Source organism: Mesoplasma seiffertii ATCC 49495 (assembly GCF_000518725.1).
Taxonomy (GTDB): Bacteria; Bacillota_I; Bacilli_A; order Mycoplasmatales; family Mycoplasmataceae; genus Tullyiplasma; species Tullyiplasma seiffertii.
Genome location: NZ_KI912486.1, coordinates 252,401 through 275,948, shown reverse-complemented (window position 1 = coordinate 275,948; position 23,548 = coordinate 252,401). Strand labels below are relative to the sequence as shown.

Here is a 23,548-nt window from a genome sequence, read left to right as displayed (position 1 = left end):
TTTATTCTCCTTTTAATAAGTTATAAAACATTTCTTCGTTTATAACTTCAACTTCCAATTCTTGGGCTTTTTCCAATTTTGACCCAGCCGCGTCTCCTGCTAACAAATAATCAGTTTTTTTAGAAACACTCCCTACAACTTTACCACCATTTTGCTCAACAAGATTTTTAAAGTAATCTCGTGGTTGTGATAGTGTTCCTGTAATTACAAATGTTTTTTTAACAATTGGTGATTCAAAGTTAACCTGTGGTCCATTGTAAGACAAGTTAACTCCCATTGCTTTTAATTCTTTAATAATTTGTTGATTTGCCTCAATATTAAATCAATCAACAATTGATTGAGCTAAAACTTCTCCAATTGAATCAATCGCGCTCAATTCTTCATAATCAGCAGTTGCTAAGTTATCAATTGTTAAAAATCGTTCTGCTAATATTTTTGCTGTTTTTGATCCGACATGACGAATTCCCAATCCAAACAAAGTTTTATCTAAAGAATTTGTTTTTGAACGAATAATTGATTCGACCAAGTTTTGATAACTTTTACGACCAAATTTCTCAAAATTGACAATTTTTTCTTCATATTCGGTGATTTTATAAATATCAACAATATTAGTAATAATTTTTTCTTCATATAATTTTTCAATTGTTCGGCCACCTAACCCAACAATATCTGCAGCTGCTCGAGAAGCATAATGTTCTAACGAACGCACAATTTGGGCTGGACAAGAAAAGTTAACACAAAACTGATCAACTTCTCCTAATGACTTTTCTAAACGATTTTTGCAAGCTGGGCAAATTTCAGCTGGTTCTCAAGCTTCTAGTTTGTGATAACTATCTGTTTCAACCACACTTAAAACTTCCGGAATAATATCTCCAGCTTTTTTAATTTTAACAGTTGCTCCAACTTTTAAGGCCTTTGCCTTAATTTGTTCAGCATTATTTAATGTTGCTGCTGAAACAGTTGTTCCCGCAATTTGAACTGGAGCTAATTTCGCATTATAAGTTATTTTTCCTGTTCTTCCGACTGAGGGGAAAATGTCAAGCAACTGTGTTTCTTTAACTTCTGCTGGAAATTTATATGCTACTGCTCACTTTGGAGTTTTTGCCGTATATCCAATTTGTTCATGTAAATTAAAGTTATTAATTTTAAACACAATCCCATCAATTTCATAATCAAGCTCAGCACGTTTAATTGTATATTCATCAATATAAGCTTTAACTTCTGCTAGTGTTTTACATAAACGACCTTCTTTGTTGGTTTTAATTCCTAGACTAGCAATTTTTGCTAATGCCTTAGCTTGCGTATTTGTTTGACGATCTTCATCATTTAAATAGTAGTATAGAAAGGCATCAAGGTTTCGTTTAGCGACAATACTTGAATCTAACTGACGCAACGTCCCTGCTGCTGCATTTCGGGGATTAGCAAATAGTTGTTCACCATTAAGAGCTCTTTCATTATTTATTTTTTCAAACTCTTTTTTAGATAAGAAAATTTCTCCACGAATTTCAATTGGTCCCTGATCAGAAATTGACAGTGGAATTGACTTAATTGTTTTAACGTTAGTTGTCACATTTTCTCCAACTCTACCATCTCCACGCGTCACAGCATTTTGTAAAACTCCCTGATCATAATTTAAAGAAATCGATAACCCATCAATTTTTAGTTCAGCATAATACTCATTGTCAGTTGTTCCTGTTTCCTTAGCAACTTGATTATTAAATTTTTCAAATTCTTCTCAACTAAAAATATCTGCTAATGAAAGCATTGGTTTTTTATGGACATACTTTTCAAATTTTTCTGAAACTGTTCCCCCCACTTTTTGTGTTGGTGAATCGACAGTGATTAACTCGGGATATTGCTTTTCAAGTTCTTTTAATTGATTCATTGCTAAATCATATTCGGTATCATCGACAGTTGGCATATCATGAATATAGTATTCTTTTGCTCATTGATTGATTTTTGATTTTAAAGCCGTAAGTTTTAGTTTAGCCTCATTAATATCCATAAATGCCTCCTTTTGTACTTTAATAATTATATCTTTTTTATAAATATCTTTGGAATAAAAAATAAAACACTAAGTGTTTTATTTAAGTTTTGAACCTTTAATTTTATAAACTTTAGGTTTTTCTTTAAATTTATATTTTTTCATGAAGTCTTCTTCATCTAACTCTTTTTCTTTAACATTAAATCCATTAATCGCACGAAGAATGATTTCTTTTTGATCTTCAATTGCTGAGATATTAATGTTTTCATTAGCTAGTAATTTGACTTTTGATTGCTCTTTTTGTTTTTCGGCAATTTGTTTAATAATTGGCAAGTTTAGCACAATACTAATTGCCACTTTCGGACGAATAATTAACGGAACAATCATTGTTGTGACAAATCCAACAATTGCGGCAATAACAGCAACTGAGGCAATAATTGGCAATGTTACTTTTGTTGAAAGTTCATAGTGATTGTTACCAACTTCAACTACTCCCAATGGAACTGTTTTTCATTGTAAGAAAATAATTACCAAAATTGAAACAAAGATCGGAATAATTAAGGCAATAAAGTTAGGAATAACATTTCGTAAGGCTGAATTATAAGTAACTCTTCTGAAAGTAAATAACCATAAATATAAATAACCGATAACTAAAAATAAGGTCTTCATTGAGTAGAACAAAATCAGCACAATGTTTATCGATTGAGCACTAATATGCCCGCTAGCAATTGAGACTAACCCTGTTGATAGCGTGACAATTGCTATATAGACAACCGCAATAATGTTTGAAGCTTTTGAAACCTCAGCATTAACTCCCTTTGCTTGAATCAGTGTCATTTGCCCTTGATATAGCAATGTTGCAGCGACCGTTCCCGCATAAAGCAATGAGAACCACGGTGTTGTAAAAATAAAGCGGAATGCCGATAATTGATTTGCTAATGTTTCATCAGCAACTGCTTTAACTTGGTCAGTTGCCAAGTTAATATCTTTTAACACTAAATCTCCATATAATCCAGTAACTAAGTAAGGCGATAAAGAACTCATCAAAATAAACGTTAAGGCTGCAATAACAAAAGTATACAACTCATACTTAGAGTATGCATCTCATGATAATCGTCCTTCTTTAATTGTAATTGCCAAGAAATATTCTCTAAAAGAAGTGATTAAGTTTGTCATTACCAAACGTAAGTTAACTCCGATGACCATATATAATGACAACATCGAAGTAATTCTAAGTCCGGATGTTCCTAATACAACTAATAAAATTACAATATCAGCATTAATAATAATATTTTGGCCTAAATTCGCTCAAAATAATTTGGCTGCTCGGCGTTTTAATTTAAAGTTGTTAAAGTCTCCGTAAAATTTAAGCCACTTGTAATATCGCTTAATATAAATTTTAATTAGCCATCCTCTTATAAATGGATATGCCAATAAAAATAAAAACGGTATTAATGGTGAGATATTTTCAGTTTTAGTAATTGAAACGTTTAATAACGCAAACAAGCTCCCATAGACAACAACATCGGCAAACAAAATAATAATCCGACGAACTCCGTTTTTTTGATCAGCTTGTAAAATATTTTCATAAACTCCAAAAAATCCCATAGTGACGACTTGTTTAAAACCAAAGATTAAAATGATTAAAGACATGTGTCAAAATTTTATAAGATTTACGGTTCCATCAGCGTTAGTTCCTGCTTGAATTCCTCATTCTGAAAATGGAGGAATTTTTTGACCATTAACGATTGATGGAAAAATAACTACTTCCAATGGATATAGAATTGAAATTAACCCAATAATTACAATTCCTCGAGTAACGTTATTGTGATACTTTTGTTTAGCAGTTGAATAAATTTCATTCGCTGCAATGTAATCGCGGTTAGCAATTGGTTTCATTAGCAAGATTACTGTTGAAACTCCCATTGCTCCCTCTGCGGTTCCTCCTAAAACTGCTAAAGCCGTAGTAATTTTAATAAACCCGTTGAACTCGGTTCCGTAGGCATTTAAGATTCAATAAATCATTAGAAATTGAATCACAGTATTTGTAAGGGAAATTAAAACACCTACAAGAGCACTAAAAACTCCATTTTTGGCATATGTACGCATTTTATCCCTCCTTATCTAACCTTTATTTTAAATAATTTATTCTTCTAAAAATAAGTTTAATTCAATAATTTCATCATTTAAATATGCTAAAGGCTCTGGTAATTTTTTAAAGACTAATTTTGACGCTGATAAATAGATCATGCGTTCGTTATTAACTTTAATTCCTTTATATCTAAAATCATTAACAATTGGATAACCATAATAAGCTAAAGTTGCTCTAATTTGGTGTTTTCTTCCAGTTAATAATTGTGCTTGAATCACATTAAATTCTTCTTGTTCTAAAACAACTTCAAATTTAGTTTCACAATATTTGTATCCTGGTTTTTCTTCTTCAGAAAAAATTGAAATTTGTTGTTCGTGATCATATCAAATTCATCCCTTAGCAGTAAAACCTTTTTTGAATTTATTTGATACTTTAGCAATATAGTATTTTTCAATGTCATTTTTATGTTGGACTGCAGTTAAGAGAATATCTAAGGCCACTTTATTTTTGGCATACATAACTAATCCTGAAGTTAATTTATCTAAACGATGCACGTGAGACACAACAAATGAATTTTCTTGTTCTGGATCATATTCTTCATGATCGTATAAATATGACTTAACCATATCATCTAAAGAAACATTAACTGGTGAGTGCATTTCAACGTTTGCTTCCTTATTGATAATAATGATGTTCTCATCTTCATATGCAACCATCATTCCTTGTCATTCAACATATTTGAAATCATCACGAACTGCTGGCTTATTTGTATCATATACTTCAATAATGTCATTTTCCTGAATTAGGTATTTTTGATCTTTGATACGCTTTCCATTAACTTTGACATCTCCCTTACGAAATCATTTATAAATAACTGATAACGGTGTTGTCGAATAACTCTTTTTAACAAATTTAAATAACGTTTGTTGATTGTCGTTTTTATTGACTGTGAATTTTGTCATGTTTTCTCCTATTTTGCCACTATTAGCATTAATACAATAAAGTTATATCCCATATGAATTAGTCAGCTATAAGTAACGTTTCCTCTCGCTACACTAAAAGTTGCTGCCAATATAATTCCGGCAATTAAATAATTTAGCAAGTTTTCTATATCTCCGCTTGATACATGCATAATTCCAAAATAACATGCACTAACCAACATTGCAATTGCTCGATTGCCTACTCCTGCAAAAATTGCATGGCGACAAGCAAGTTCTTCTACAATTGGGGCTGCTAAAACTGTAAACACAATTAAAGTAAAAATATAAAAACCTCTGAAAGTTGCACTTGAATCTTTTAAAGGATCAGTAATTGAGTTTTGATTCTCTGATTGCTCCAGTCCAATTTGATTGGCAATTTCTTGGTATCCAAAAAGACAAATTCCTACCATTATTAAAATTCCGACTGTAACTGTAACTAATAACAATTTTCAGTTTTTCTTAAAAGTTTCAAAAACTCGACTTTTTAAATCCGTTGTATATTTAAATGCCATTCAAACAACTATTAATTGACCAATTACTTGAAATCATGTGCCAAGTAGAGTTCCTCAATTATTTAGTTGACTAACTCCTTCTTCATTAACTGTAATGAACACAGGAATAACTGAGATTATCATCATTCCAATCATTGCTGTAATAAAGGGAATTATTAAGAAGGAATAAAATATCAATAATCCTGACTTAACAAATAACTTAGAGTTGCGGTTATACAAAATATAACCTCCAACCAAAGCTGATATAATGGCAACTGCTTGGTTAGCCATTGGCAACCAACTGCTAGCATCCTGAACCGCAGGGTTCATTCCAAAAGCAAAACGAAAAATTAGTAAAGAAAGAAATGGAATTAACAAAATGGTGCTAATAAAAATAATACCGTCAGTCTTGGGATTATAGACCTTAAATAAAAATCCATATTCTCGATCAACATTGGTTTCTGGCACCTGCAATTTATTTCAAAAGCTTACTTTTGTATTTGAATTTGTTGTTTCCATATTTTCCTTTCTAAAAACAATAAAGAATGCATTAGCATCCTTTAGTTTTACTTACTTCAATTTTCGCTTTTAAAATCGGCAAAAGTTTTTGATGTCATAATAATAAATTTATTATTAGCACTTGCCAATACTTGAACTTCTTGCGTTGGTTTTGAACGAACAACAAATCCCTTAGTTTGCTCATTTACAATTAAAGCACGATCTTTAATTGTTAATGTTGGAGTGTAAATGGCCATTGGTCCATCATAGGCTTGTTCAGTTTGATAACCCTTAGTTTCTAACTCTGATAAAATTAAGTTCATAGTGTGCTTAATATTACTTGCAGTTTTTGTAGATTCTTCTGATTTCATAACTTTGTAAGATTTGTAAAATTTATCGCAAATCATATAAACAGAAAACATTGCATTATAGTGCTTGTTATTAATAAAATTTTTCATTTCATCAATTAGTGTTTGGTTTTCCAATACACGTAAAATTGCAACTGCTTCCTTTGTTTTTTTCTCAAACTCCAAAGAAGTTTTAATTTCATTCTTCACAGCATTAATTGCTTGACTTAAATTGTAAATTTCGTTAGATATTCCACTTTCTGAAATCTTATTTTGCGGAATTGCAACTTTTTTGCTTGTTCCTTCAACTAAAGTAATTTCTTCAAAAGAAATCCCTAATTGTGCTTCAAGGTCAGCATTTTTTTGGTCTTGTGAAACATCACTAGATTTAGTTTCTGCAATTCGTTCTAAAATATTTTCTTTAGCAATTTCTAATTTATGCAAATTAGATGTATTGATTTTTTCCCCACTGGCAATTTTTTCAAGCTCTTCAATGATTTTTAAATCAACATTTCTTAAATATTGATTCAAACGATCATGATACATATTTTCAAACATTATAAATTTCCTCTCAATATATTTGTTACTTACTTCTAATATTTTATCATTTATAAAAAAATAAAAACAATCTACAAAATAGATTGTTAGTTAATATGTCAATACTACCGTTATTAACCAATTAATGCTGAATCAATCATTGCTTGTTTAATCCCAGCAATTGCAGCATCTGCATCAGTTCCTTCTGCCTCAATAGTTACCTCAACGCCATTTTTAATTGCCATTGCCATAACGTTCATAATTGATTTTAAATTACCTGATTTATCACCAGCAATAATTTTAATTTCAGATTCAAACTTTGAAGCTTCCTTTGCTAATACTGAAGCTGGTCTAGCGTGTAAACCAACCTTATCAGTAATGATAGCTGTAAATTGTGCCATATTATTTCCTCCTAATTTACAATAATTACATTATATATTTATTCCTTCTTTAAAGCAATTAAATAAACTTTATTTCTATTTCTTTGAAAGTGCTTTATTTCCCATTGGAATAACCATGACTCCATACATAGCATTATTAAAGGCAACTTGTAATTGAGTTCCGATAATTTTAACTACAATTCCTTCTCCAAAAATCACGTGCTCAACAAGATCTCCTTGTGCATAATCATTTTCATGCTGTTCATCAAATTTTTCCGATCAAACATCTTTTTCAGTTTTAACAACTTTATTTGCTGTAATTGTGCCATTAGCATGTGCAAAAAGCCCACTTTCGAATTCATAAAGATCTTTATTTAATTCAGCAATAAATTTTGAAGGTGATAATTCTCCTTGAGAAATATATGATCACTCTCCGCGAATATAAGAAATATACAATTTTTCTTGTGCTCGAGTTAAAGCAACATATAAAGCTCGGCGTTCTTCTTCTAACTCTTCGCTTGAAAACATTGAGCGTTTTCCTGGAAAAACATCGCGATTTAGACCAGCTACAAATACTACCTTGTTTTCTAATCCTTTGGCCGAATGAATTGTTAGTAAAGTTACTTTGTTTGGATGAGTTTCATCATCTTCTTCACTAGCTAATGATTCTTCTTGTAAAAAGGCAATAAACCTGTCGTCTTCATTGTATTCAACTGGGTCAAAACTTTCATCAAAATGACTTAACTGGTCATAAAGCGCCTTGATATTTTGCAAGCCATCTTCATCTTCTAATAACTCCAAACGTTTTTCATACCCTGATGCTGCTAATAAATATTTCATCAACCCTGCTAAGGAAACATTTTTTTCATAGATTTGTCGCCCCTCAATTAAAGTTGCTCGTAGCTCTTTTAAATTTTTGGTAGCAGAAGTTATTAGTGTTTCATCTTCATGAGTAATCAAATCAAAAATATTAATTTGTTGAGCCGCACTAAGTTCTAAAATTTTCTGGATAGTTGTCGCTCCAATTCTAGGAGTAAACCCTAACACACGTTCAGCTGACAAATTGTCTTTAACAACTACCATTTTTAACATTGATATTGCATCTTTAATTACTTTACGATCACGGAATTTAATTCCCCCAATTAGTTGAAACGGAATTTTTGAATTATCAAGAACTTTTTCAATTTCGCGAGATCAAGCATTCATTCGATAAAGTACATAAATATCGCCATATTTATACCCATCTTTAACAAGATTCTTAATTTCAGTTGCAATAAATTTTGCCTCAGTATACATTGAAGCACATTCTTTGACTTGAACTTTTTCGCCCCTACTATTATTTGTAAAAATATTTTTCTTTTCACGATTTTTATTATTGTCAATAAAATCATTTGCAATATCTAAAATTTGTTGAGTTGAACGATAGTTCTCATCTAACACAACACTTTTAGCATCTTTGTAAGTTTTTTCAAAATTTAAAATAATATTAACTCTCGCTCCTCGTCAAGAATAAATTGTTTGGTCGGGATCTCCCACAACTGTCAAATTAGTCTTACCACGAGTTAAGAATTTAATTAAATCAAATTGTACATCATTTGTGTCTTGAAACTCATCAACCATTACATAATCATAACGGTCTCTTCATTTATTAACCGTTTCAGGATTTTGGTTAAACAACTGATGAACTTTAATTTGTAAATCATTAAAATCAACTGAGTTATTTTCTAACAGTCTTTGTTCATAAATTCTATAAACTGTTGCCAAATTTTTTTCTAAAAATGAATAACTTTCTTCCATTACTTCTTTGGGTGACACAAAGTTATTTTTTCAATTAGATATTTGATTAACTGCTTGCTTATTAAGATCACGAACTAATGCTTCATCAAATAAGTCTAATTCTTTAATAATTTTTTTAAGCATTTGCTTTTGATCATTTTGATCAATGATTAAAAAACCTTTTTGTAATCCAACTAATGCAAACTCTTCACGTAAAACACGTGAACATCAAGCATGGAATGTCGAAATAAACGGTTTTGCTTGCAAGTTACCAGTTAAGAGTTCTACTCGTTCTTTCATCTCACGAGCGGCCTTATTTGTAAATGTAACTGCCAAAATTTTTCAAGGAGCAATGTGCTCTTCTTCGATTAAATATGCAATTTTGGTTGTAATTACTTTAGTTTTTCCTGAACCAGCACCAGCAATAATTCTTAATGGTTGTTTTGTAGTTACGACCGCTTCTAATTGTTTTAAATTTAACCCATCTAATAGCCTACTCATCTGTTGTTTCCTTTCTTGACTCAATCTGTTTTTTCTTTTCAGTTTCCAATTTTAAATTTTCTAAAAGATTTTGCTTATCAACGCTAATTGATTGTTCAAATTCGCTCAGTTCATCAATGGCAATTTCTTTAATAACTGTTGTATCAAAATTTCCTGGTTGATCTGCTAAAGCAATATGAGAATCGCTTCGTTTCAAGTTTGCTTGATTTTGTTGATTAACTTTAATTGCTTTAGGTTTAGTTTCTACAACGTATAAGTTAAATTTAATATCAACAAATGAACGTTGTTGAGCTTGTAATTTAATTTCAAGGCATAAAAATAACAACCATAATGTATAAAATAAATAGCTTAAATTAACAATTATCTTTGCCAAATTAAATAAACTACTACTAATTGGTTCATCATCTTTATAAGGACCCATAATTAAAATTGCGGTAATTTGTGCAATTAACATTACCATTCAAGGAACCAATAAGAAAAAAGCTTCACGAGCAACTAATGCTTTGAATAAAACTTTGTGTTCATAGTTAACCAATCGAATTTTAAATAAATATTTACCTAAAGTATTGCCTTTAAAAAAGTACGGCAACACAACAAAATAAATTGTCATGATTGCTAATGATATTACAAGCATTCCTAATGCTAATCCTCATTGACCCGGTTCAATTTTAAAGATAAAGGTTAAAGTAAATCCTGGTAACGACGCTAAAAATAAATCAAAAAGTCTAGCAAACAACACCTTATAGATGCTTGCTAGACGAAAAGCATTTTCATTGTCTAAAGAAATTTCTTGGCCTTTATCTTCTACTTCTAATTTAACGAGATCTTGTTGTAAATTATCAGAGTTCATATGGTTGCCTCTATTTTCCAATTTTTCTTAATTCTGAAGAAACAAATCCTTCAAATTCTTTGATACGTTTGGTAAATTCTGGATTACGGTCTTCTAAAAAGACAGAGTTTGTTTTCATAAATGATTTAATCTTATTTTCCATTTTGGTATCAGCATATTTTAATGCCTTTTTATAAAGTTGCTTATTCCCAAATTCTTTAACTAAGTTTAAAAAGTCGTAAGTCATTTGGTAGTAATATGCATAGTTTAATTCATCTTTCAATTCTTTGTAAGCTCCAATACGACGGTAATAGTTTAAAATATGTGGTCATTGATTGACTAAGTCAAACGCTGAATATTTTAAAACTGTTGAACGGTGATTACACAAGACTTTTGAACTGAAATAAAATGTTCTTGCTTGCCCTAAAGCTTTATATAAAAATAACGTATCAAATCGTACACTTCTTCTAAAGTTAATTCTAAAGTCTTTTAAATATTTTAAACGGAAAATTTTGCCATAAATCATTTGATTGAAATGTGCAAAAACTTCTGTTGATTTTGGTAACTCATAGACTTTGTCCATTTGTAATGCTGTTGTTGTTGTAGACTCAAAAAGTCCAGTAAAGTTCAAACGGTACTCTAAAATATCAATTTTAGGTTTTTTACCTTGAGTAATTTTTTTAATTTCTTCAATAAAATTTGGTTCTAAAATATCTCCTTCTTTAATGAAAGAAACATATTCTCCTGAAGCCAATTGTAAACCTGTATTTCAGTTAGTTGCTGAACCTTGACCTTTATTATTAAATGCTACTGTAATTTTTTCATTTTCTCTAAATTGATCTTTTAAAAATTCAATAGATTCTTTCTCAATTGAAGGATCATCATTAACAATAATTAACTCATAATCATCAATTGTTTGTCGCTTTAAAGAATTGATAGTTTTAAATAATTTGTTTTCTTTTCCTTGAGCACAAATAACAAATGATAATAACATGATAACTCCTCCAATTTTTCTATATCATTATTATTTTACACCAAAATAACTTGTTTTTATAAAGGTCTAAAAAAATGCCAACCGGCATTTTTAAAATAATAGGTTTTTGGGTGTTCGTGGAAAGGGAATTACATCACGAATATTTGCCGCCCCGGTAATATACATTAATAATCTTTCAAATCCCAAACCAAACCCAGCTGACTTGTAGTATCCATAGTCACGAAGACTTACGTATCATTCTAAGTCTTCAGGATTAATTCCAATTTCTTCACAACGAGCTTTGATTTTATCAGTGTTATCTTCTCTTTGACTTCCACCAACTAATTCTCCAATTCCCGGAACTAGTAAATCAACTGCTGCAACTGTTTTTCCATCTGGATTTTGTTTCATATAAAATGCTTTAATTTCTTTGGGGTAATCTGTTACAAAAGTTGGACAGTTATTAACAACCTCACAAATATAACGTTCGTGCTCTGTTCCTAAATCTAGTCCAAAATAAATATTGTTGTCTTCAAACTTGTGACCGTCATCAATAGCTTTTTGAAGAACAGTTAACACTTCTTCATATTTCATTGTTTTAAATTCAGCATTAACAATTTTTGATATTTTTCCAATTAATCCTGGTTCTAAGTTAGTTTCTAAAAATTTTAATTCATCCATGTTTTTTTCCATTACATAAGCAATTGTTGATTTAAGCATATCTTCAATTAGGGTAATATTTTTTGCTAAATCGTTAAATGCAACTTCTGGTTCTAACATTCAGAATTCTGAAGCATGGCGATTAGTATGTGAATTTTCGGCTCTAAATGTTGGACCAAATGTATAAGTATTTTTAAAGGCTTGAGCAAAGGCTTCGGCATTCAATTGACCTGATACTGTCAATGCTGCTTTTTTACCAAAAAAATCATTTGCATAATCTTTATTTTCATTAACAGTAACTACAAATTGTTCTCCTGCCCCTTCAGCATCATTACTTGTAATGATTGGAGTTTGCACATAGATAAAATCTTGCTCTTGGAAAAATTTATGTAGCGCAAATGCCGCTGTTGAACGAATTCTGAAAATTGCGTTAAATGTTTTAGTTCTTGCTCTTAAGTGAGCAATGTCACGTAAAAATTCTGGTGAATGTTCTTTTTTTTGTAACGGGTAGTCTTCTACTGCTTGATCAAGCAATTCAATTTTTGTTGCTTGCATTTCAAACGGTTGGGGCTTTCCTGGAGTTAAGACAATTGTTCCAGTTACTTCAACAATCGAACTAACACGAGATTTTAGTCCTTCTTCAAACCCGTCAGTAGTTGTTTTATAAACTACTTGTAAATCATTGATTGATGTTCCATCATTCAAGACCATAAATGAAACTGCTTTTCCTTGACGATTTGATCTTACACGACCTATAAAAACAATTTCCTTTTGATCTAAAGTTTCTTGATTCTTAAAAATTTGTGCTAATTCCATTTTATTTCTCCTTTTTTAAAATATGTTGCGTGATAAATTTTCCTACTCCAGCATTTTTATTAGTGTCAGTTATATATTTTGCAATTTCTTTAATTGGTTCAACAGCATTCCCCATTGCTACAGAATTAGGGATTTCTGTAAACATTGAAATATCATTCATGTTGTCACCAAAAATGACAATTTCATTAATATCAACATTAATCATTTTTGCTAGTTTTTTAATAGCATTACCTTTGCTGGCTTCAACATTAATAAATTCATAAATTGGCATGCTTTCAATATTACTTTTCATTGAATTAATATAATTATAAAGTCCCTCAGTTTTTAATCAAGAATTAAATTCATTTTCCTGTTCTTCAGGTACAAAAATCATCATTTGAATAACATCCTTATATTCAAAATTGTCTTGATTTGATAAATCTTCAACGATAAACTTATCAATTCAGTTACGTTCAATTAATGATTCAGCTCTTAACGGAACTCCATTTCAATAGACATGCTGATTCTTTAAGTAAAATGCCAACACACATATATCCATTGTAGTCATTTTTTCAAACACTTTTTTAACAATGACCGCATCAATCGCTGAATGATACAACGGTTCATATTTGCTAGCTTTTGAAATCATTGCTCCATTGGCAACGATTACTAAATCCAAGTGATCTTTAATGTCAAAAAAATCAGCACGTGGTTTAGCACTATGTCATGATTGTCCAGTTGCAATAGTTACTGCAATATTTTGTTTTGCTGCTTTTAGTAAAACTTCTTGATCAATATCATTTGCCAATTGGCCATGTTCTAATACTGTTCCATCTAAGTCAGTTACAATTAATTTAATATTTGCTAAGTTATTCATTTTTACCCCTATTTTTAATTAACACTCTTGTTTCTGGTTTTTCTGACCAGTATGTTGACAGCTCTTTAGTCTCATAAAAATTATTATCCAACATGTCTTGATCAATTCCAAAATACTTCATTGCTTTAGCAGTTGCATCATCATCTTTAACTATTTTATGTTCAAACTTTAATCAATGATATGTTGTTTGATGAAAGTGTGTCATTAGTGAAAAACAATGTTGTGAATAATCATAAATCAAAATTTCATCATCTGGTGAATTTGGTTTTCGGTCCATATACATTCGCAGACTGTCATATGGTGGAGTTATCAAATCGTTTTTCCCATGAGAATAAAAAATTGGAAACGCAGGCATAACATCTTTATTTTCATAGTAATGAAAAACATTTAAATCTTCTCAATCTAATTTTGTATCTTTAATTTGGGATGCCAAAATTTTATCAATAACTTTTTTAGTACTTTTTTTACGAATAAATTTACTCAACCAAGAACTTCTTGTATGTGCTAATAAAGTTCTAATAGAACCATAAGGAATTTCGCTAATAGCAAACTTAACTTTATATTTTTTCATTAGTTCGGGATCTTTTACACTAGTATAATTGATCGTAAAAGCTCCCATACTAGCACCAGTTAAACCTAAGACATCATATTCATGATTATCATAAAGTCACTTCATTGCTGCTAACAAATCTTCACGTTCTAAAATTCCCATTGTTGTATATTGTTCTTTTTGGCTATCACCATGATTACGAAAATCGTAGGCTAAAATATTGTAACCTAATTCAATAAACGGTCTTGCTCAATAAAGACCTCAATATTTATGGCCACCAAATCAATGATTAGCAATAATTCATTTTTTTGAATTAGGATCCGTAATATATTGAACTCCCGTTAAAATTACCCCATCATTAGTTTCAAATTTAACTGGTAGTAAATTTGAAGATGCATCAATTTGTAATTGGGGGCGTTTATAAAATTTGCGCATAATTTTGTTCATTTTTTTAATTTCTGGATATAAATAAACATTGCTACGCTTTTTAAAACCTGAAAACAAAATATTCTCTAAATCAGCATAAACTCGACTCGCAATTCGATTAACTCGACTAAATAATTTATTTCCCATTAAGTTTCCCTCTTTCTAATACACATTTATCTTTATTATAAAACAAATAACCTTATTTCTAAGGTTATTTATTGTCTTTCGTATTTAAAAAATGGTAAATTAATAAGTCATTAAAGTAATGAAATGGAACTGACTTTGAAATAAACACATGAGTATCTTCCATTTCTACTCCATCCACTATTAAAGTATGAATTGAATCAACAGTTCTTGAAATTGCCACTGACGGCATTCTTCCAGAAATAAAGATAACTTTTCCCCCACTTTGATTAATTTTAAAAATAATTTTTTCTAAGTGTTTTGAAGTTCCATACTTTGTAAAGAAAATAAATAAGTCACCATTTTTAACTGACTCTACTCGTTTATTGATTGTATCTCAATCAGAGTCCAATAAAGTTACTTTTAATTCTTGATCAAATAAAAAGTTTTCTAAATCCATTGCTGGTCCTTTTAAAACACTTTCTCAATATGACACAAATACTCTTGGAGCATTTTGAATTAATTGTAGAGTTTCAAATAAAGTACGTTTTTCAATTAATGAATAGTTTTGTTTAATTAAATTAACATATCCATTTACAACATTCTCATCATCTTTAGCAATTTCAATTTCTGCAGAATCAGCATCATTTGCTAATGAAATTGAAAAATCACGATATCCTTTAATGTTTAGCTTATTAAGCAATCCATAAATAGCACTATACCCAGTTCCCACTTCTTGAGCAAGTTGTTCAATTTTCATATTATTTGCCACAATTGTTTGTAAATTATTTTTTATATAGTCAACAATTTGTAATTCTCTTGTTGTTAAGTTCTTATCATCAATAGTTGATAATTTAGCCAGAAACGATCTCATTTTTATTTTTTCTCCATTCTTTTATTCTTGTAATATTAATTTTATCATTTTATATAAGATTTGGTAAATTTTTCCAATGAATTTAGGAAATTTCCAAAATAAAACTCTGATGTTTTAATCAGAGTTTTATTTTAATTTTTCATAGGCTAATTTTGCCATCATCGCTGCGTTATCAGTACAATATTCTGATTTCGGTACAAAGGTATTGCTGATCTGATACTTCTGTCCTAGTTCTAAAATAATTTTTCGAATTTGGCTATTGGCGCTAACTCCTCCAGCAACAGTTAAGGTTTGCGGATTATAGTTTTGAATTGCTCGTTCTAATTTATGACTAACGGCACTAACAGCAGCTATCTGAAAACTGGCAGCAAAATCTTTCAAATCAATTGGTTGATTTTTTTGTTGAAGATTATGAACTAAATTTACGGCTGCAGTTTTTAGTCCTGAGTATGAAAAGTCATAACTTAAATCATCTTTGGGAATTGGTAATTTATAAGCTTCTGGATTACCTTGTTGTGCCAGTTTATCGATTACTGGACCTCCCGGATAATCTAACCCCAAAACACGGGCTACCTTATCATAACATTCTCCAATTGCGTCATCGTTTGTTGCACCAATAATTTCAAATTCAGATGGTGAATGAACAACTTCAATTTGAGTATGTCCTCCACTTACAACCATTGCTAAAACTGGATAAATAAATTCGTGTTCAATTGCCGCTCCAAAGATATGCCCTTCAATATGATCAAGACCAATAATCGGTTTATTTAAATATAAAGCAATTGTTTCAGCAACCACTTTTCCAACTATTAACGAACCAATTAAACCTGGTTTTGCAGTATAAACAACATAATCAATCTCTTCAATATTAATTTGACTTTCTTCAATTGCTTGCTCAATCACTCAATGCATATTTTCTAAATGTAATCTGGCTGCTAACTCGGGAACAACTCCTCCAAATTCTTTATGGTGATTAATTTGTGATGAAATCACATTTGTTAAAATTATTCCATTATCAATTATTGCTAACGAAAATTCGTCACAGCTAGACTCAATTGCGAGTATTTTCATATTATCCCTCGTATTTCTACATATAATTTTAAAACAAAAAAAGTCTAAAACACAAGGTTTTAGACTTTTATTATATGAACAGCAGATTTATCGTTTAGATTTATCAAATGGTATTCCATTTGCTGCTGGTGCCCTTGATGATTTTGAGAAAATTACCATTGTGGCTATTGTTATTACAAACGGTAACACTTTAAAAATTGTTGACCCTGTAATCAATCAGCTTCCTTCTGGGATAAATGATAAAGTTCCTAATCTTGAACCTAATGTAAATAAGAAAGCAAAGATAATAACTCCTAATGATATTCAGTGAATTTTTCATTGACCAAAAATCATAATTGCCATTGCTAAGAATCCCATTCCCATTGTTGTTCCACCGAAGTTTCCACCCATAACAACTGTTGTTATCATAACTCCACCAGCTAAACCAGCTAAAACTCCAGAACAGAATACGGCAATGTAACGGTATTTGTTAACACTAATTCCGGCTGCATCAACAGCATTAGGATTTTCTCCAACCATTGCATAACGCATTCCTTGTTTTGAAAGTTTGAAGAAAACTGTCAATCCAATTGCAATTAACACTGCAAATACTAATCAAATTGGAATTATTGATCCAATATAAATTGGATTATAGAATGTTGAAATAACTGAACCTTGGTCTCCAAAAATTCTTGATGTTGCAAAAAACATTCCTAACCCTAGTGCCAAAATATTAATCGCTGTTCCCGAAATAATTTGATTTGACCTTAAAGTTATTGACGGAAAAGCATGTAACATTGCAAAGATTCCAGTTAGAAGTCCTGCAACTAAAACAACTCAAATTTGTGATCCATTGTGAACATGTGATGAGTCTTTGTTAATTGATGAACCAATCATTGCTACAATCAAAGCTCCAATTGTCATCATTCCTTCAATTCCAATATTAACAACTCCCGCTTTTTCACAAACAAGACCTGCTAATGAAGCTAATAATAAAATGGCACATAATGCTAACGTATACTGTGCAAATCCACTCATTATTGAACCTCCTTAATGTTTGTCATAAACTTAGCTGAAACTTTTTTAATATAGTTTTCAACTTTTTGACTATAATCATTTTCTATTTTCAAGTAACTATCAAATACTTCTTGACCCTTGATTTGATCATCTTTAATCTTTTTAACTTTTGCTTTATAAGAAGTTTTAATTCTTTCAACATCTTCTTTTGCTTCAGCCTTGTTTTGGAATTCAGCAATTTTTGCTTCCAAGTCTTTTTCTAACTTAGCAATTTCAGTTTGTGATTGAGAAGTAATATTTTCTTTTAGCTCAGCTAATTTTGTTTTATATTCTGCTTTATAATTTAATAATTGTGTTTTTGTCTCTCTTAAAATATTGTCATTGATATTTTTATTGGCAGCAACTAAAATTGCATCAACCTTCATAACTTTTTCAATGGCTACATCTAGTTTAAGTTTTTGTACTTTTAAAGCAGTTTTAACTTTTTTCATTACAAACTTATTATTATCGTAATCTGCAAAAATTTTGTCACCTAAAATTTTAGTTAAATCTACATATTTTTGCTCAACTAGTTGTAACAAGTTATCAAATTCTGCTTCAACTTTTCCTAATTCACTAAGTTCGGTTACTTTAGCAGTTTTTAGTTCTTGTAACTTATTTTTAACTGTTTGATTTAATTCATCAACTAAATCTGTTGCAGCTTTTAAGTCCAAACCTGATTTTACTAAGTCAAACTTAGCTTGGTGTTCAATAACTGCTTGATGTAAGATTTTAGTTTCTTTTTCAAAGTGTGCTTTTGCATGTGCTACTTTTTGTTCAAATTCTTTTTCAATAGCTAACAATTGAGTTTGCTCTTGTTTTAAAATAGCAACTTTTTCTAAATGCTGACGTTTTAAGTGAGCAATTTCTTCTTTAGCCTTATTTTTGACTTCTTGTTTGCTTGCCTTTAAATTTTTAATTTGCACTTCAGTAAGTGATTTTGCATCAATTATTTGATTTGATTTTTCACTTTCTGTCAAGGTATCTTTAAGTTTGATCAAATCAATTTGTAATTTTAAATCTGTTTTTAAAGATACAATTTTATCCTTAATTTGATTTAGTTCTTTCGCTTGATCACCTTTAATTTGAACTTTTCCGTTAACGTAAGCGTATTCAAGATTTAGTTCTCCAATTGCTCCCTGTTTTCAAACCTTGGCAGCAGCAATTTGCTGATCTCTAATTTTCTTAACATTTTTAAATTGCGTCTTTTCATATGCAACATAGTTTTTTGCTTGACCCATTAAGATATCTTTAAATGATAAATACTCTAATTTAATATCAATGTATTTTTCTAAACTATCTGAATTAATTTTATTAAACTCTGTATGTTTACGATATTTAAGTCCTGTCAATCCTGAATTAATTTCTTTTTCAACAACATTCTTTTTGAACATGCTGATTTGATTTTCAATTCGATGAATTTCCATGCGACATGTTTCTTTAAAATCTTGAGTATATATTTTAATTTCTTCTTGATTCATTCCTTGAATATTTTTTAGATACTCTGGAGATTTTTTTGGAAAAGCAATTCAATAACGATATTTAGCCTGTTGAGCATTGTACCCATTCAAGGTAATTTTGCGTGTCTTTGATTTCATAATGTAATATCTCATTCGAGTTCATAACACAGGAGCAAAATTCATAAAGATAATTGAAATCGCTGCAAAGTAAATAATAATTCCGAATACTAATCCACTAATTTGAGTTGGCATTCCAAATAGTCCAGATGTTAATGGCCCAGCTGATTGAATTACTCCTCATAATCCCCCAACAAAGATAATTCCAAATGGATTATTAAAGGCAACAAGTGCTACAGCAATTGCGTCATAACCAATTGTTGGTAAATTATCAACAGTAAATGAAGTATTTGGAGAAATAGTATACATATTAATAAATGCTGCTACCCCTGCAAATGCTCCTGAAATTGTCATTGCTTGAATAATTTTCTTTTTAACATTTATTCCAGCATATTTAGAAGCACTTTGAGAACTTCCAACTGCTTTTAACTTAAATCCAAAAGTTGTTTTAGCAAATAAAACTGCCACAATTACAATACATCCTCCCGCAATTAATAAAGGGATTAAAATATTATTTCCATTAATTGTAAAAATATCAGTTGGCATCATTTTACTTGTTGATGGTACTGAATCATCAGCATATTGTTTAAAAATTGAGAAAACAAATTTAAATAAGTATCAAACAATTCAGTTTAACATAATTGTTGAAACCACTTCATGAATATTAAAGTAGGCTTTTAAAGCTCCCGCAATTGCCGCTAAGAACGACGCAACTACTAAACAAACTATGAAAGTTACAAATACCATAATTGGAGTAGCAGCAACGTTTGTTCCTACAACACTTCAAAATACAATTGTTGAAATTGAACTTGCGGCTAACATTTGTCCAGCCATTCCAATATTAAATACTCCAGATTTAAATCCAACAGCAATTCCAATTCCTGCAACCATATAAACTGCAAATCAGTTCATAGTTTGTTCAATGTAAAGACCATTAAAGGCTACCTTGAATAATTGATAAAAATACTCAAAGGGATTTACATTTTGCACCATCACAATAATTGCTGCAACCATTAGTCCAGCTAAAATAGATAACAATGAACCCTTAATTGACTTTCCTTTTTGTTTAAATTCATTAGAAATTAAGAACTCATTAGCTTTTTTCTTCGTTGATCAAGTAAGCTGTCTAAAATTCATTGCTAATTACCTCTTCTTTCTTTCCTGCCATTAATGCTCCGATGTGCTCTCTTCGAGCTCCTTTACCAGGAACTTCTCCGACTAAACGTCCATCGTTAATAACGACAATTCTATCGGCTAACGCCATAACTTCACTTAGTTCATATGAGACTAGTAAAATTGCTGACCCTGCTTCTTTTTCTTTTAAAATTTCGGCATGAATATACTCAATTGCTCCAATATCCAAACCACGAGTTGGTTGAACAACAACTAATAAATCATGTTGTCTTCTTAATTCACGTCCAACTACAGCTTTTTGTTGATTTCCTCCAGATAATCCTCTAGCAACTGAAACTCCACCACGAGCTCCACGAACATCAAAATCCTTAATAATTTTTTGAGCGTACTTTTTAATCTCAATAGTGTTTAATAATCCAAATTTTGAAAATGGTTTTTTATCAATTTGCTGAATAACAATATTATCTTGAACAGTAAAATCTAATAACATTCCATATTTATGACGATCTTCAGGGATATGACTCATACCCAATTCATAACGTTTAGCGATTGAATATTTTAAAATATTTAAATCTTTGTAAACAACTCCACCAGCTGCAGCCTTGCTCAATCCCGTAACAACTTCAACTAATTCTTTTTGTCCATTTCCTTCAACTCCAGCAATTGCCACAATTTCTCCAGGTTTAACTTGAACATTAAAATTTTCTAAAGCATTAATTTTCGGGTTATTTGATGACTTAACTGTTAAATTAATTACATTTAAAATAGGTGCATCTGATTTTGGTTTTGAATAAGTGTTTTTAACTTCAACAAGTTTTCTACCTACCATTGCTTCAGCAATTTCGGTTCCTTGAGATTGTTTAACATCAATTTCAGCAACTTTTTTACCACCACGAATAACTGTTGCGGTATCAGCAATTTTTTTGATTTCTTCTAGTTTATGAGAAATGAAAACAATTGTTTTTCCAGCAGCTTTTAACTTTAATAGAATATCTAATAAACTATCAATTTGTTGTGGAGTTAGGACTGCTGTTGGCTCATCGAAAACTAAAATATCAGCACTACGATATAAAATTTTTAAAATTTCTACACGTTGTTGCATTCCTACAGAAATATTATGAATCTTCGCATCAAGATCAACAAATAACTCATATTCTTTCATAATTTTTGTTATTTTAGCTTTGATTTTCGTTTTATTTAAAAATATATTATAGGTCGTATCTTCGACACCTAAAGCAATATTTTCTCATACAGCATTAACTTCGACCAATTTAAAATGTTGGTGAACCATTCCAATTCCTAAACGATTTGCTTTAATTGGATTAGTGATGTTTTCAACTTTCCCGTTAATCACTATTTCACCACTGGTTGGTTGGTATAAACCAAATAAGATACTCATTAGTGTTGATTTACCGGCTCCATTTTCTCCTACAAGAGCATGAATTTCACCTTTTTTGACATTAAAGTCAATGTTATCATTCGCAACTAATGTTTCAAAAAACACTTTGGTAATGTTTTTCATTTGAATTGCATACTCGTTTGCCATTTTTTCCTCCATTATTATTGTTATTATTCAAATCCTTCTTGATCAGCAGTTTGTAATCAACTATTATCTTTGTCATATAATTCTTTGATTTTTAAAGCTGCCTCATGAATTGTTTTTCCTTGCATATAATCACTAACATTTTCACCAGTATTAGCAAATGCTTGTTTAATAAGTTCAGCGACATCAGTAATATCTTCGCCTTCATTTACATTAGATATTCTTGAATCTTGTTTTTCTTGATATTTAACATAAGTATGTTTAGACAAGTTTTTACCACCAAAAGTATCAACAGATCAGTTAGAACGTGATTTTGCAATGTTTCCATCATCAATTGGTGATTCTTGCTCTGAATCGATATCGTTTTTGTTTGCTTCTCATACTTTATTATTTTTATCAACAACAGTTTTTAGTGATTTTGATCGTCTTAATTCATCAGTAATAGCTTGTTCTAAGTTTTTAACAGCACTTGTTATAAAACGACCCTCATAACTTGGAAATGATTCAACTTGGTCAACATCAACTCCGATTATATAAGGATTATAAGCAGCCCCTGAAAAACTTAACACATCAGAAATTTGTGGTCCAGCTACTGGGAAAATAACATCTGCCTTATTTTGAGTTATCAAACGGTCTAAAATTCCCGATGAAGTAGCCCCTCCTAATGCAAATGATTGTGAAAATCAACGAGCATCTGTTGTTCCTTGAACATTAGTTTCTGAAATTGACAAATACTTATCTTGTTTTGAATCATAGTTATTTGCCAAAACAACTTCTTTATATTTTCCAGATTCAATTTGTTTTTGATGTACTAAGTTAAAGACATCCATTCCCAAAATTAATCCTCACATGTAATTATCAACAGAATATTTTGATGACATTCCAGCAAATGTTCCAATCGCAATTTTTCCCTTTTTATGAGGGTCAACTTTATCTAAGTTTTGATTAGCTCAAACTGCAGCATCATACCCAGCGGCAAATCCAGCTAATTCCGAATTAAAACTAATACTAATAACATTTTGATTTTTACCATCAGAATAATCTGCTATTCCATCAGCTAAAATAATACTTTTATCTTCCATTAATTTTGAAGCTACTTCAATTGTTCCGACATGAATGAATCCTGACAATACCATTGCGTCTGCTTGTTTAAAAGTAGCCATTTTGTAACCACTGATTAAACCTGAAGCTGTATGTTCTGATGCTTCAACATAATTACCAGTACCATCGTATGAAATGTCTTGAATATCATTTCATTCGTCTAATTCTCTAGCATATTTTTTGATTGCATTATATGATCCTTCATTGAAGGATTTATCGCTTACATTTCCACCATCTGTTACTAATAAGACTCTTTGTCCAACAGGTCCTTTTGCATAACTTGCTGGTATACACGAAATCACACTAGTAGACGTCACAGCAATCGCCGAAGCTGTGTATAAAGATAGCATAAGTTTTTTCATATATTTCCCTTTCATCCTTTCAAAGAAAACAA

The 23,548-nt window shown here is 30.5% G+C and carries 18 protein-coding genes; all 18 read right to left on the bottom strand.

Annotated features, from left to right (window positions below; translation table 4 throughout):
• Position 1: 1 nt before the first annotated feature.
• The 18 genes from ligA to L872_RS0104205 all read right to left on the bottom strand — a co-directional run bounded on the left by ligA (position 2) and on the right by L872_RS0104205 (position 23,516).
• Entirely contained in the window at positions 2-2,005 is a 2,004-nt protein-coding gene (gene ligA, locus L872_RS0104290; protein ID WP_027063598.1) for an NAD-dependent DNA ligase LigA, read from the bottom strand.
• A 78-nt stretch (positions 2,006-2,083) separates the two neighbouring features.
• Positions 2,084-4,093 (bottom strand): hypothetical protein, encoded by a 2,010-nt coding sequence (locus L872_RS0104285; RefSeq protein ID WP_027063597.1) that lies wholly within the window; start codon positions 4,091-4,093, stop codon positions 2,084-2,086.
• Between the two features lie 36 nt (positions 4,094-4,129).
• Positions 4,130-5,038: an RluA family pseudouridine synthase gene (locus tag L872_RS0104280; RefSeq protein WP_027063596.1), complete on the bottom strand. Its 909-nt coding sequence runs from the start codon at positions 5,036-5,038 to the stop codon at positions 4,130-4,132.
• 8 nt (positions 5,039-5,046) lie between these two features.
• A complete protein-coding gene (locus tag L872_RS0104275; protein WP_027063595.1) occupies positions 5,047-6,066 on the bottom strand; it encodes a CPBP family intramembrane glutamic endopeptidase in 1,020 nt (339 codons plus the stop codon).
• A gap of 47 nt (positions 6,067-6,113) precedes the next feature.
• Positions 6,114-6,950 carry a phosphoenolpyruvate-utilizing N-terminal domain-containing protein gene (locus tag L872_RS0104270; protein ID WP_027063594.1) on the bottom strand — a complete coding sequence of 279 codons (837 nt, stop codon included), beginning with the start codon at positions 6,948-6,950 and terminating at the stop codon, positions 6,114-6,116.
• Positions 6,951-7,063: 113 nt separating this feature from the next.
• Entirely contained in the window at positions 7,064-7,330 is a 267-nt protein-coding gene (locus L872_RS0104265; RefSeq protein WP_027063593.1) for an HPr family phosphocarrier protein, read from the bottom strand.
• A 75-nt stretch (positions 7,331-7,405) separates the two neighbouring features.
• Positions 7,406-9,586 (bottom strand): ATP-dependent helicase, encoded by a 2,181-nt coding sequence (locus tag L872_RS0104260; RefSeq protein WP_027063592.1) that lies wholly within the window; start codon positions 9,584-9,586, stop codon positions 7,406-7,408.
• Positions 9,579-10,436 (bottom strand): RDD family protein, encoded by an 858-nt coding sequence (locus tag L872_RS0104255; protein WP_027063591.1) that lies wholly within the window; start codon positions 10,434-10,436, stop codon positions 9,579-9,581. Before L872_RS0104255 ends, L872_RS0104260 begins: the two co-directional genes overlap by 8 nt.
• A gap of 10 nt (positions 10,437-10,446) precedes the next feature.
• The gene (locus L872_RS0104250) at positions 10,447-11,409 is read right to left on the bottom strand and encodes a glycosyltransferase (RefSeq protein WP_027063590.1); all 963 of its coding nucleotides are present in this window, start codon (positions 11,407-11,409) and stop codon (positions 10,447-10,449) included.
• A gap of 90 nt (positions 11,410-11,499) precedes the next feature.
• On the bottom strand, positions 11,500-12,864 hold the full coding sequence (gene asnS / locus L872_RS0104245) for an asparagine--tRNA ligase (protein WP_027063589.1): 1,365 nt from the start codon (positions 12,862-12,864) through the stop codon (positions 11,500-11,502).
• 1 nt (position 12,865) lies between these two features.
• On the bottom strand, positions 12,866-13,720 hold the full coding sequence (locus L872_RS0104240) for a Cof-type HAD-IIB family hydrolase (RefSeq protein ID WP_036269025.1): 855 nt from the start codon (positions 13,718-13,720) through the stop codon (positions 12,866-12,868).
• Positions 13,713-14,843 carry an alpha/beta hydrolase family protein gene (locus L872_RS04840; RefSeq protein WP_051418477.1) on the bottom strand — a complete coding sequence of 377 codons (1,131 nt, stop codon included), beginning with the start codon at positions 14,841-14,843 and terminating at the stop codon, positions 13,713-13,715. Before L872_RS04840 ends, L872_RS0104240 begins: the two co-directional genes overlap by 8 nt.
• 64 nt (positions 14,844-14,907) lie before the next feature.
• Positions 14,908-15,693: a MurR/RpiR family transcriptional regulator gene (locus L872_RS0104230; RefSeq protein WP_027063587.1), complete on the bottom strand. Its 786-nt coding sequence runs from the start codon at positions 15,691-15,693 to the stop codon at positions 14,908-14,910.
• A gap of 126 nt (positions 15,694-15,819) precedes the next feature.
• Positions 15,820-16,764 carry a tRNA (adenosine(37)-N6)-threonylcarbamoyltransferase complex transferase subunit TsaD gene (gene tsaD, locus L872_RS0104225; RefSeq protein ID WP_027063586.1) on the bottom strand — a complete coding sequence of 315 codons (945 nt, stop codon included), beginning with the start codon at positions 16,762-16,764 and terminating at the stop codon, positions 15,820-15,822.
• Positions 16,765-16,851: 87 nt separating this feature from the next.
• Positions 16,852-17,781, bottom strand: coding sequence for an ABC transporter permease (locus tag L872_RS0104220; protein ID WP_036269022.1), 930 nt, complete (start codon positions 17,779-17,781; stop codon positions 16,852-16,854).
• Positions 17,781-20,513, bottom strand: a complete 2,733-nt coding sequence (locus L872_RS0104215) for an ABC transporter permease subunit (protein ID WP_027063584.1) — start codon at positions 20,511-20,513, stop codon at positions 17,781-17,783. The genes L872_RS0104220 and L872_RS0104215 overlap by 1 nt, the downstream gene beginning before the upstream one ends.
• The gene (locus L872_RS0104210; RefSeq protein ID WP_036269020.1) at positions 20,503-22,068 is read right to left on the bottom strand and encodes an ABC transporter ATP-binding protein; all 1,566 of its coding nucleotides are present in this window, start codon (positions 22,066-22,068) and stop codon (positions 20,503-20,505) included. The genes L872_RS0104215 and L872_RS0104210 overlap by 11 nt, the downstream gene beginning before the upstream one ends.
• 11 nt (positions 22,069-22,079) lie before the next feature.
• Positions 22,080-23,516 (bottom strand): BMP family ABC transporter substrate-binding protein, encoded by a 1,437-nt coding sequence (locus L872_RS0104205; RefSeq protein ID WP_027063582.1) that lies wholly within the window; start codon positions 23,514-23,516, stop codon positions 22,080-22,082.
• Positions 23,517-23,548 lie beyond the last annotated feature (32 nt).